The organism is Streptomyces sp. NPDC045287 (assembly GCF_056432325.1).
The window spans coordinates 155,540-167,156 of sequence record NZ_JBWKJG010000004.1 but is presented as its reverse complement, the minus strand read 5'-3'; the positions used below and the strand labels follow the sequence as shown (position 1 = coordinate 167,156).

General features: G+C 75.7%; 11 protein-coding genes. 6 read left to right on the top strand and 5 right to left on the bottom strand.

The window, feature by feature from the left end:
* Nucleotides 1-42 precede the first annotated feature (42 nt).
* The gene (locus AC07D6_RS09015) at nt 43-609 is read left to right on the top strand and encodes a hypothetical protein (RefSeq protein ID WP_479043081.1); all 567 of its coding nucleotides are present in this window, start codon (nt 43-45) and stop codon (nt 607-609) included.
* A gap of 26 nt (nt 610-635) precedes the next feature.
* Here AC07D6_RS09015 and AC07D6_RS09010 read toward each other — a convergent pair whose 3' ends face one another.
* Nucleotides 636-1,208, bottom strand: coding sequence for a cob(I)yrinic acid a,c-diamide adenosyltransferase (locus AC07D6_RS09010; protein ID WP_315875607.1), 573 nt, complete (start codon nt 1,206-1,208; stop codon nt 636-638).
* A gap of 675 nt (nt 1,209-1,883) precedes the next feature.
* Here AC07D6_RS09010 and AC07D6_RS09005 point away from each other — a divergent pair.
* The 3 genes from AC07D6_RS09005 to AC07D6_RS08995 all read left to right on the top strand — a co-directional run bounded on the left by AC07D6_RS09005 (nt 1,884) and on the right by AC07D6_RS08995 (nt 6,517).
* Nucleotides 1,884-2,732: a 3-hydroxyacyl-CoA dehydrogenase family protein gene (locus AC07D6_RS09005; protein WP_315875606.1), complete on the top strand. Its 849-nt coding sequence runs from the start codon at nt 1,884-1,886 to the stop codon at nt 2,730-2,732.
* Between the two features lie 146 nt (nt 2,733-2,878).
* Nucleotides 2,879-3,202, top strand: coding sequence for an STAS domain-containing protein (locus AC07D6_RS09000; RefSeq protein ID WP_315875605.1), 324 nt, complete (start codon nt 2,879-2,881; stop codon nt 3,200-3,202).
* Between the two features lie 357 nt (nt 3,203-3,559).
* Nucleotides 3,560-6,517, top strand: coding sequence for an ATP-binding protein (locus tag AC07D6_RS08995; RefSeq protein ID WP_479043079.1), 2,958 nt, complete (start codon nt 3,560-3,562; stop codon nt 6,515-6,517).
* Between the two features lie 109 nt (nt 6,518-6,626).
* Here AC07D6_RS08995 and nucS read toward each other — a convergent pair whose 3' ends face one another.
* Entirely contained in the window at nt 6,627-7,298 is a 672-nt protein-coding gene (gene nucS, locus AC07D6_RS08990; protein ID WP_315875603.1) for an endonuclease NucS, read from the bottom strand.
* A 221-nt stretch (nt 7,299-7,519) separates the two neighbouring features.
* Between nucS and AC07D6_RS08985 the strand changes: the two genes are divergently transcribed.
* Entirely contained in the window at nt 7,520-7,912 is a 393-nt protein-coding gene (locus tag AC07D6_RS08985; RefSeq protein WP_479043078.1) for an SCO5389 family protein, read from the top strand.
* Nucleotides 7,913-8,034: 122 nt separating this feature from the next.
* Here the strand turns inward: AC07D6_RS08985 and AC07D6_RS08980 are convergent, their stop codons facing one another.
* Complete coding sequence (locus AC07D6_RS08980; protein ID WP_315875601.1) at nt 8,035-9,069, bottom strand: LLM class flavin-dependent oxidoreductase; 1,035 nt, start codon at nt 9,067-9,069, stop codon at nt 8,035-8,037.
* A 227-nt stretch (nt 9,070-9,296) separates the two neighbouring features.
* On the opposite strand from AC07D6_RS08980, the gene AC07D6_RS08975 reads away from it, so the two are divergent.
* Nucleotides 9,297-9,632, top strand: coding sequence for an ATP/GTP-binding protein (locus AC07D6_RS08975; RefSeq protein WP_479043076.1), 336 nt, complete (start codon nt 9,297-9,299; stop codon nt 9,630-9,632).
* Nucleotides 9,633-9,645: 13 nt separating this feature from the next.
* Here AC07D6_RS08975 and AC07D6_RS08970 read toward each other — a convergent pair whose 3' ends face one another.
* Both AC07D6_RS08970 and AC07D6_RS08965 read right to left on the bottom strand, forming a co-directional pair.
* Nucleotides 9,646-10,461, bottom strand: a complete 816-nt coding sequence (locus AC07D6_RS08970) for an ABC transporter permease (RefSeq protein ID WP_315875599.1) — start codon at nt 10,459-10,461, stop codon at nt 9,646-9,648.
* Nucleotides 10,458-11,570: an ABC transporter ATP-binding protein gene (locus AC07D6_RS08965; protein ID WP_315875598.1), complete on the bottom strand. Its 1,113-nt coding sequence runs from the start codon at nt 11,568-11,570 to the stop codon at nt 10,458-10,460. Before AC07D6_RS08965 ends, AC07D6_RS08970 begins: the two co-directional genes overlap by 4 nt.
* Between the last annotated feature and the right edge of the window lie 47 nt (nt 11,571-11,617).

The following is an 11,617-nucleotide window of genomic DNA, read 5'->3' as shown; positions in this document are numbered from 1 at the left end:
GCGACGACGCCCGGCGCGCGCGGCGGCGGCAGGCTGGAAGGCATGATCGTCACCTTGATCGTGGTATGCGAAGTCGGCTTCTGGGTGCTGCTGGCGGCGGGGCTCGCCGCGCGGTACGTGCTGAAGATGCCGCGGACGGGCGCGGCGCTGCTGCTGTGCGAGCCGCTGCTGGAGGTCGTCCTGCTGGTCGCGACCGCCGCCGACCTGCGCGGCGGCGCCGAACCGCGCTGGACGCACGGGCTGGCGGCGCTGTACATCGGCTACACGGTCGGCCACGGGCACCGCACCGTGAAGTGGCTGGACGGCCACGCCGCCCACCGCTTCGGCGGCGCGCCCCGCCCGGCGGGCCCGCCCCGCCACGGCATGGCCCGCGCCCGCCACGAGGGCCGCGTGTGGCTCGGCACCCTCGTCGGCGCGGTCGTCGCGACCGTCCTGCTCCAGGCCGCCGTCTGGTACGTGGACGACCCGGCCCGGGTCGGCCCGCTCCAGAGCTGGATGGGCGGGGCGTGGCGGGCGGCGGGCATCCACGGACTGATCGCCCTGTCGTACGCGATCTGGCCGAAAAAGGCCCCCGAGAAGGAGAAGGAGCCCGCCGGCACGGACGCCTGACGCCCGACACCCGCCGCCCGGTGGCCTCAGCGCTCCCCGCCGGGCACCCACAGGATGTCGCCGAGCTCCTTGTTCGCCGTCCGGGCCAGGATGAACAGCAGGTCGGACAGGCGGTTGAGGTAGGTGGCCGTCAGGGCGTTCATCGTCTCGCCGTGCACCTCCAGCGCCGCCCACGTCGAGCGCTCCGCGCGGCGGACCACCGTGCACGCCTGGTGCAGGAGCGCCGCGCCCGGCGTGCCGCCCGGCAGGATGAAGGAGCGCAGCTTCTCCAGGCCCTCCAGGAACCGGTCGCAGTCCGCCTCCAACTTGTCGACGTACGACTGCTCCACCCGCAGCGGCGGGTACTCCGGGTTCTCGACCACCGGGGTGGACAGGTCCGCGCCCACGTCGAACAGGTCGTTCTGCACCCGTACGAGGACCTTGACGACCTCCTCCGGCAGCCCGCCGAGGGCGATGGCGGTCCCGATGACGGCGTTCGCCTCGTTGGCGTCGGCGTACGCCGCGATCCGGAGGTCCGTCTTGGCGGTGCGGCTCATGTCCCCCAGCGCCGTCGTGCCCTTGTCGCCGGTGCGGGTGTAGATGCGCGTCAGATTGACCATGCGGCCAGCCTAGTGACGCGCCGGCCCTCCGGGGCCCCGTGTGCCGACCGTCACGGCCGGCGCCACGCGGACGGCGGCGCCGGGCCCCGTACCGCGTGCCCGCGCCCGTGCGGTTCCGTCCCTGGCGCACGCGGACCGCACCGCGCCGGCCGGGCACCGGCGCCGTACGGGGACCGCGCGGTCCCGCCGGGACCCCCTCCCGCGCGGCCGGCCTCGGCGAGGGGCACGCCGACGCCCCGCGCGCCGCCCCGAAGGCGCCCGCCCCGCCCCCGCCTCCGGCGGATCCGGCGAAGCGCCCCCGAGGAACCGGAACGCGTCCTGCGCGCCGGGCCGGAGCCCCGACGACGCCCCGCACCCACCCCGGCCGCCGGAGGACCCGACCGGCCGCACACCGCCCCCACGGACGGGGTCCCCGTCGGGACGGCGACGCGCCGCGACCCCCTCCACGAGGTCTCCCGCGCCCCCCGCGGGGCCCGCGCCCGCCCCGCCGGGGCGGGGGCCGTCCCGGGCGGACGGGGCCCCGCTCACGCGGTACGGCTCACCTGGCGGAGCCCTCCGGTGTGATGTCCGTCATCTGAGACGTGACGCGCATCTCTTCACCGCCACAGCGACCCTCCCGGGCAGTAACCTCCCGCCGGAGAACCGAAAAGCGGACGCGTGTGAAGGGGATTGAACGTGGCCAGGAAGCTCGCCGTCATCGGTGCCGGACTCATGGGGTCCGGCATCGCGCAGGTCTCGGCCCAGGCGGGCTGGGACGTCGTGCTGCGCGACGTCACGGACGCCGCCCTCACCCGCGGTACGGACGGCATCAAGGCGTCGTACGACAAGTTCGTCGCCAAGGGCAGGCTCGACGCCGCCGACGCCGAGGCCGCCCTGGCCCGCATCACCACGACCACCGACCTCGACGCGGCCGCCGACGCCGACGTCGTCGTCGAGGCCGTGTTCGAGAAGCTGGAGGTCAAGCACGAGATCTTCCGCGCCCTCGACGCGCTCGTCCGGGACGACGCGGTCCTCGCCTCCAACACCTCCGCCATCCCGATCACCAAGATCGCGGCGGTCACCGGGCGCCCCGAGCGGGTCGTCGGCACGCACTTCTTCTCGCCCGTCCCGATGATGCAGCTGTGCGAGCTCGTCCGCGGCCACAAGACCAGCGACGAAACCCTCGCCACCGCACGCGAGTTCGCCGAGTCGGTCGGCAAGACCTGCATCGTCGTCAACCGCGACGTCGCCGGCTTCGTCACCACGCGTCTCATCTCCGCCCTCGTCGTCGAGGCAGCCAAGCTCTACGAGTCCGGCGTGGCCTCCGCCGAGGACATCGACATCGCGTGCAAGCTGGGCTTCGGCCACGCGATGGGCCCGCTCGCCACCGCCGACCTCACCGGCGTCGACATCCTCCTCCACGCCACCAGCAACATCTACACGGAGTCCCAGGACGAGAAGTTCGCCCCGCCGGAGCTGATGCGCCGGATGGTGGACGCGGGTGACATCGGCCGCAAGAGCGGGCAGGGCTTCTACAAGCACTGACCGCCCCGCGCCAAACCACATTCCCCCTCCGGGGTGAATTTGGTATCGGTTTGCTTACGAGGCGCAACTGCTCAGGTGACGCGAGTAGTCACTTGTTGCAACAGAAAGACGTGACGGAACAAGAACAGCACTCTCGGGGAGCGCATATGCACATCAGGGGCGACCACACCGAGCTGGTCGTCGGGGGCCGCCTCGATGTCCGCAGCGCGGCGGACGCCCGTACGGTCCTGCACTCGGCCGTCGACGACGGAGCCGGCGACCTCGTGCTCGACCTGACCGACCTCGACTCCTGGGACGCCACCGGCCTCGGGGTCATCATGGGCGCCCACCGCCGCGCCGGCCGCTGTGGCCGCCGCCTCGTCCTGCGCGGCGTACCGCCCCAGATGCAGCGCCTCCTCGTGGCGACGAAGCTCCACCGCATCCTCGCCATCGAGGGCGGCCTCGCCGCGGAGTCCCTCCCGCGTGTCTGAACCGCGGTCAGGGCCGCGCCCCCGGCGGGCACGCGGTGCGGGCCTCCCCCCGCGCGTCCCCGCCGTACGGGCCGGCGGGCGTCCGGACACGCCCGGCCCCGCCGGAGGGACACGCGGGCGGGCCGCGCACGGGGGAGCAAAACGTCCCAGGCGGCTCCAGCCGCCCATACTCACAAGACCGTGACGTCTGGGGCGGCCGGCACCCCGGATGTTTCCCACGGCCCGGCGAACGTCTAGGGTCTTGGACGTCTGCCCATCGACGGACCCACACGGCGGGCACCGGACCAGAAGCGACACCGTGCGTGCAGATCGGCCGGGAGGGGCTTCGCCGCACCACGCTTTTGAGGGGCTTTCACCATGGACCCGATGAACCCGCGGCCGGACGACCACGGCCACGACACCACCGACGGCGCCGCCCGCCGAAACGGCGACGCCGGCCGCCCGCGCGCCTCCCGCGACGATCCGCTCGGCACCGGCAAGGCCCCCGCCCCCGCCCGTACCGCCCAGCTCGTCGCCGGCGACCTCCTCCTCACCGTCAACCCGGTCGACGGCAGCGAGATCGAGCCCTGCCCGCCCGGCCGCCAGCCCGAACCCCCCGCCCACCGCACCCCCGAGCAGCGCGCCGAACGCGACCGCGCCGCCGCCCCGCCCGTCCCCACCGGGCCCGCCGCCCTGCTCCCGCCGCTCCTGGACCGCGGCGAACAGCGCGAACGGCTCGTACAGCTCCTCTCCCGCGGCCGCTCCGCCCGCCTCACCGGCCCCGCCGGCTCCGGCCGCACCCGGCTCCTCGACGCCGTCGCCGCCGACTGCGCCGGCCTCGCGCCCGACGGCGTCATCCGCCTCTCCGGCCACCGCCACACCGCCGACGACATCCTGTACGACCTCTTCGCGGCCGCCCACCACGCCCCGGGCCACCGCCCCGACCGGGCCGGGCTGCTCGCCCTCGTCCGCGAGATCGGTGCCGTGGTCCTCCTCGACGACCTGGAGTTCGGCGGCGCGGCCCTCGACGAACTCCTCGACGCCGCCCCCGAGTGCGCGTTCCTCTTCGCGGCCACCCCGGACACGCCCGCGCCCTCCCCGGACGCGCCCCTCGACGAGGTGGTCCTCCCCGGCCTCGACCGGTCCACCACCCTCGAACTCCTCGAGCACGCCGTCGACCGGCCCCTCACCGACGAGGAGGCCAACTGGGCGGGCGACCTCTGGTTCGAGTCCGAGGGCCTGCCCCTCCGCTTCGTCCAGGCCGGCGCCCTGCTGCGGCAGCGCGACGTCCTGCGCGCCCCCGCCCCGGCGGGCGGCGACGGGGACCCGGACGGCAGCGTCTTCACCGACGTCCGCGACGCGCCCCTGCCGAGCCTCGGCGAAGCCGCCGCGCCCGCCGCGCTGCTCGCCTCCCGGCTCTCCGAGGCCGCCCGCGAGACCCTCCGCTTCGCCGTCGCCCTCGGCGGGGAGGTCCCCCACCAGGCGCACCTCCCCGCCCTCGTCGGGGACACCCACGCCGACGCCGCGCTCGGCGAACTCGTCCGCTGCGGACTGCTCACCCCCGTCGGCCCGCGCCACCGCCTGGCCCCCGGCATCACCGAGCAGCTCGTCGAACACGGCTACGACCAGGGCGCCCCGGCCCGTGCCCACACCGCCGCCCAGCACTACGCCTGGTGGGTGGGCCACCCGTCCGTCGCCCCCGAGCGGGTGGCCGCCGAGGCCGACGCCGTACTCGCCGCGCTCCACGCCCTCGCGTCCAGCCAGGAGGCCGGACACGCCAGTACCGCCGTCCTCCTCGCCCGCAGCGCGGCGCCCGCCCTCGCGGCCGGTCTGCGCTGGGGCGCCTGGGAGCGCGCGCTGCGCTCCGGCCAGGCCGCCGCGCGGCTCGCCGGCGAGGTCGCCGAGGAGGCGTACTTCCACCACGAGCTGGGCGTCCTCGCCCTGTGCAAGGGCAACCTCGACCGGGCGCGCGCCGAGCTGGAGGCGTCCATCGCGCTGCGCGGCGCCCTCGCGGACAAGCGCGGCACGGTCGCTGGCCGTCGCGCCCTCGCCCTGGTCGCCGACCGCGAACGCGGCACGCCGGCGTACGAGGAGCCGGCCGCGCCGCCGCCGGGCGGCCTCCGTGCGGCCACGCCGCCCGGCGCGGGCCGCACCGGCCCGGGCACGGACCCCGGCACCCCGGCCGGTCCGGGCGCCGCACCCGGCGGGACCGGTGCGTCCGGACGCGCGGGCTCCGGTGCGGGGCCGGGCGCGGGTGCCGCCGTCGGCGCGGGCGCCGGGACGGGGACGGACGCGTACGGCCCGGGCGGCGCGTACGGCTCCCCGGCCGGGTCCGGTGGTCGCGGCGGCTTCGGGACGGGCACCGCCGCGGGGCTCGGCGCGGACCCCGCTTTCGCTTCCGGTTCCGTTTCTGCTTCCGGTTCCGCTTCCGTGTACGGCCGCGGCTCCGCGGGGGCGGACTTCGACGCCGCGTACGGCGCCTTCGGCGCGGGCACGGACGGCGCGGCGCACGCCTACCCCCGCCAGGAGCGGCCCGCGCGGAAGGGGCTGCGGACCCTGCTGCTCAACGGCACCCGGCGCAACCTCGTCGCGGCCGGCGCGGGCGCCGTCCTCGCGGCGGTGCTCGGTACGGTCGTCACCCTCGGCGCGTCCTCCGGCGAGGGCGGCGACGACGGCGGTTCCACCGGCGACAAGGTCGTCACCGAGCACTCGTCGGGCGCCGGCGGCGGCGACGGCACCGGCGGCGGCTTCGACGACGAGACCTCCGACGGCGGCAGCGGCGGCGGTGGCACCACCGGGGCGTCCGGCGGCGGTACGGGCGGCTCCGCCACCGAACCGGCGGGCGACGGGCCCGGCTCCTCCGAGCGGCCCGGCCCGGCGGGTTCCCCCGGTGGCGACCCGTCCGACCCGGCGACCGACCCGTCGACGCCGGACGGGGACGCGACGTCCGGCGGCACGGGCGGCGCTTCCGGCACCGGGGGCACGGGCACCGGAGGCACGGGCGGCAGCGGCACGTCCGGCGGCGGTACGGGCGGCGGCGGCACGTCCGGCGGCGGTACGGGCGGCTCCACCACCTCCCCGAGCACCACGGGCTCCCCGACCACGGGCGGCGGCTCCTCCACCACCGGCCCCGGCCCCTCCGGGTCCACGACCACCGACCCGACGCCCTCGGACACGCCGCCCGCGCCGCCCACGGAGACCCCCGACCCGGGCGGCGCCGCGGGCGGCACCACCGGCGACAGCGGCGGCGGCGAGAGCGGCGGCGGCATGGCGTCCCACACGAGCGGCGCCGCCACGCCCTCCGGCGGGCCGGGCCCCAGCGGCTCGGCCGCCTGAGCCGGGCGCGACCCCCGCGGCGCGCACCCGCGCCCGCACAGCACGACGGCCCCGGGCGGCACCACTGCCCGGGGCCGTACGCGTACGCCCCAGTGGAATTGACGGATCGTCAGAACAGGCGCAGCTTGTCGTCCTCGATGCCGCGCAGCGCGTCGTAGTCCAGCACCACGCAGCCGATGCCCCGGTCCGTCGCCAGCACGCGCGCCTGCGGCTTGATCTCCTGCGCGGCGAACACGCCCTTCACCGGCGCCAGGTGCGGGTCCCGGTTCAGCAGCTCCAGGTAGCGGGTCAGCTGCTCCACGCCGTCGATCTCCCCGCGCCGCTTGATCTCGACGGCGACCGTGCCGCCGTCGGCGTCCCGGCAGAGGATGTCGACCGGGCCGATCGCCGTGGGGTACTCGCGGCGGATCAGCGTGTACCCGGCGCCCAGTGTCTCGATCCGGTCGGCGAGCAGCTCCTGGAGGTGCGCCTCCACGCCGTCCTTGATGAGGCCCGGGTCGACGCCCAACTCGTGGGACGAGTCGTGGAGGATCTCCTCCATTGTGATGATCAGTTTCTCGCCCGCCTTGTTGACGACCGTCCAGACACCGGCGGAGTCGCCTTCGCCCTCCTTGAGGGTGCACGGCGGGGACATCCAGTTGAGGGGCTTGTAGGCCCGGTCGTCGGCGTGGATCGAGACGCTGCCGTCCGCCTTGACCAGGATCAGGCGGGGGGCGGAGGGCAGGTGGGCGGTGAGCCGGCCCGCGTAGTCCACGGAGCAGCGGGCGATGACGAGACGCATGGTCGGCAACGCTACTCGACACATGCGCTTTCGCGCGATTCGGTGCCAAACGGCCGTGAATCCCTGGCCTGTTGTAGGCCAATCTCCTGGTGCGGCCCGGACGGCACCCCTACCGTGGAAGCGGGAGGTCGCCGCTCGTGCACGCAGCGTGTGCGTACGGGGGCTCCTCCTTCCCTGCCCGTAAGACCCCGCTCCCCGCGGGGTCGCGAGAGGAGAACCCCATGTCGCTCGACGTCTCACCGGCTCTGTTGGACCAGGCCGAGCGAGGCGAGGTCGACGAAGCGGCTTTCGTCGACTGCGTCCGGACCTCCCTGCCCTTCGCATGGGAGATGATCAGTTCCCTGGTGGCCCGGCTGAGAGTCGACGGGGGTGCCTTCGCCGACAACCAGACGCCTCCGCCGGACGAGCAGGCGCGCGGGCAACTGCTGCGCGCGCTGGCGAGCGACGCGATACGGGGGTCGCTGGAGCGCCACTTCGGCGTCCGGCTGGCCTTCCAGAACTGCCACCGTGTCGCGGTGTTCCCCCTGGACCCGGCGGTCGACGAGCGGCTGGCCCGCTTCACCTCCGTACGGGCCCAACTGCTGAACCAGTCGCCCGGGCTGCGCGACTGCTGACGCCGCGCACCCGTTGCCGCTCCGCGTCGCCCTGGGGCACGCCGGGTGCGGGGGCGGCGGCCAGCCGGACGGACCCCGGCCACGGCGCCGCGTCCGCACCGCCCGGCCGGCGCGCGTGCGGCTCACCGCAGCAGCGGCAGGACCTCGGCGCCCAGCCGGCGCACGTTCTCCTCCGTCGCCGCGAGCTGGCCCGACCCCTCCGCCAGCAGCGCGAACCGCCGGATGCCCGTCCGCTCCGACGTGGCGGCCAGCCGGTCCGCCGCCAGACGGGGCGTGCCGACCGGATGCAGCCCGCACAGCAGCTCCGTGTACGCGTGCGGGTCCCGCATCGACCGGTGCCGCCCGTCTACGGTCACATGGGCGCCGAGCCCTTGGCGCAGCCAGCCCGGCATCGCCTTCAGCAGCGTCTCCACCGCGTCCGCCGCGTGGTCGGCGATCTGCACGACACCAGCCGACACGTGCCGCTCGGCGATCCGCGCCACCTCCTCCGGGGCGTGCCCGGCGGCGAGGGCCTCGCGGCGCCACAGGGCGGTGATCTCCGCCTTGTCCTCGTCCCCGCAGTGCATCCCCAGCAGCATCGGCAGACCGCGCTCCGCGGCGAGCCGGACGCTCTTCGGCGACGTGCAGGCGAGGACCGTCTCCGGCGCGGACGCCCCGTCGATCAGCTCGTCCGGCCGGGGCACGACCGCGACCTCCCGGAAGCGGTGCCGCTCGCCGTCCGCCCCGACGCGGTCCTGGCGCAGCCAGCGCAGCAGCACGTCCAGCGACTCCGGGAAGTGCCGCTCGTACGCCTCCAGACCGGCGGCGAACACCTCCAGGTCGACCCACGGCCCGCCGCGCCCCACCCCGAGCGTGAACCGCCCGCCCGACGCGATGTGCAGCAGCGCCGCCTGCTCGCCCAGCGCCACCGGATGGGCGGTCGGCAGCACGCTCACCGCCGTGCCGACCCGGATCCGGCGCGTCCGGCCCAGCAGCAGCGCGGCCAGGGTGACGGCCGAGGGGCACACCCCGTACGGCACGAAGTGGTGCTCCGCGAGCCACACCGAGTCCAGCCCGGCCTCCTCGGCGACCTCCGCCGAGCGCACCGCGCGGTGCAGCGCCTCGCTGTGCCCCTGGCCGGGGAACTGCGCCGCCAGTACGAAAGTCCCCACGCGCATCGCCTTGTGCCTCCTCGACGGCCGACGCCACTCCCCTCACCGCCGACAACGCCCGACACGTGCCGGGGGCAACGGCCGATGGCCGGGTTCTTGCGATTTTCGGCTAACCACCCCTGGACGGGCGGCCGGTCGCACACGCGTCGGGGCCGGCGGGGCCGTGCCGGGGGCCGTCGCGGGGCGCTTACGCTGGACGGGACGTTCGTCCCGCCCGCCCTGTGAGGTGTTCCGTGTCCCCGCGCCGCAACCGGCCCCAGAAGAGGGGCGCAGAGACGTCCCCCGAGACCGGCGGGGGCGGCGGCGACCGCTACGGCGGGTTCCAGCGGACGGAGGACTGGCGGGGCGAGGAGTGGTCCGTGCGGACCGTGGCGGGCGCGAGCACGGCGGGGAAGCGGTACCGCTGCCCCGGCTGCGACCAGGAGATCCCCTCCGGCGTCCCGCACGTGGTGGCCTGGCCCGAGTACGGCGGCGTGGACGACCGGCGGCACTGGCACAAGGCGTGCTGGAACGCGAAGGACCGCCGCACCACCCGGGTGCAGCGGTCCCGCAACGCCCCGCGCCACTAGGACGCGGACCGGCTCACGCGTCCCGCCGGTCGAACGCCGCGTACGCCCCGCCCAGCGCCGCGGCGGTCACGCCCATGATGATCCACAGCGACTCCCAGCCGGACGGCATCGGCACGTCGCCGGTGGCGCCGCCCGTGTAGAGGGCGCCCAGCAGGGCCGGGATGGAGTACTCGATGAGCGCGGTGCGCAGCCCGCTCAGCTCCGGGGTGTACAGGCCGATCGCGAGCACGTACGGCAGCAGCACCAGGCCGATCATCGTCGTGATCGACCCGGCCGAGTGCCGCAGCAGGGCGCCCACGGCCAGGGACAGCAGCCCCAGGCAGGCCATGAAGAGGCCCACGCCGACCGTCACGCGGAGCCACTGCCCGGCGCTCGCCCCGCCCGTCGTCCCGAGGATCGCGGACTGCGCGGCCGCGGTGACCGCCGACACGAGCGTCGTCGTCACGAAGACCAGCCCGAAGAAGACGATCGCCTTGGCGGCCAGCACCCGGCCCCGGCTCGGGCACGCCGTCAGCGTCGTACGGATCATGCCCGTGCCGAACTCCGAGGTGATCGTCAGCACGCCCAGCGTGATCACGCACACCGTGGCGAGCAGCATCCCGAGCAGGCCCAGGTCGAGGACGCTGTCACTGCTCTCGACCCCGTCCGAGGGGACCTCGCCGACCGCGAAGGCCAGCAGCATCCCGAGTCCGGCGACGAGCGCGACCATCACGCCCAGCGTCCAGACCGTCGACCGCAGGGAGCGCATCTTGGTCCACTCGGAGGCGATGGCGTCCCCGAGGTGGGCGCGGCGCACGGGGATGGGGGAGGTGTACGGGGTGGTGGTCATCGGGCGTCCTCGGTGCTGCTCTCGTGCGTACGGCTCTGCCGCGGGTCGTCCCCGCCGGCGCGGGCCCCGTGCGCCGGGGCGCCGGGCGCGGGGGCCGGGGCGGGCGGCGGGGGTGCGTACCAGCCCTCCAGCGGCACGTCGGGGACGGCGGGCGGCTCCTCGGGCACCGGCCCCAGCTCCGCGAGCCGGTCGTCCGTGGAGCGGTAGTCCACGGCCGTCTGCGTCAACCGCATGTAGGCCTCCTCCAGCGACGCCTGGTGCGGGGACAGCTCCCACAGCCGGACCCCGGCGCCGTGCGCCAGGTCGCTGACGCGGGGGAGGGGCAGCCCGGTCACGCGCAGGGCCCCGTCGGGCTCCGACAGGACGAAGCCGCCCGCCCCGGTCAGGACGGCGACCAGCTTCTCGCGCTGCTCCGGTTCCCCCGCCGGCGTCCGCACCCGCGCGAAGCCGGCGGAGTTGGCGGCGATGAAGTCGCGGACGCTCATGTCGGCGAGCAGTCGCCCCCGACCGATGACGACGAGGTGGTCGGCGGTGAGGGCCATCTCGCTCATCAGGTGCGAGGAGACGAAGACCGTACGGCCCTCGGCGGCCAGCGCCCGCATCAGGTTCCGCACCCAGAGGATGCCCTCCGGGTCCAGGCCGTTGACCGGCTCGTCGAAGAGGAGCACCTGCGGGTCGCCCAGGAGCGCCGCCGCGATGCCGAGCCGCTGGCCCATGCCGAGCGAGAACCCGCTGGACCGCCTGCGCGCCACGTCCTGGAGGCCGACGACGCCCAGCACCTCGTCCACGCGCCGCGCGGGGATGCCGGCGAGCTGGGCGAGGGCCAGGAGGTGGTTGCGGGCCGTGCGTCCGCCGTGCACCGCCCGCGCGTCGAGCAGGGCGCCGACCTGGCGGGGGGCGTTCGGCAGCTCCCGGAAGGGGTGGCCGCCGATCGTGACGTGCCCGGAGGTGGGCCGGTCCAGCCCGAGGATCATGCGCATCGTGGTCGACTTGCCGGAGCCGTTGGGCCCCAGGAACCCGGTGACGACACCGGGCCGCACCTGGAACGACAGGTCGTCCACGGCGGTCTTGGCGCCGTAGCGCTTGGTCAGGCGGACTGCCTCGATCATTCTCCAGCCCCACACAGCTCGGTCCGACAGCGGGCGGCGCCGCGCAC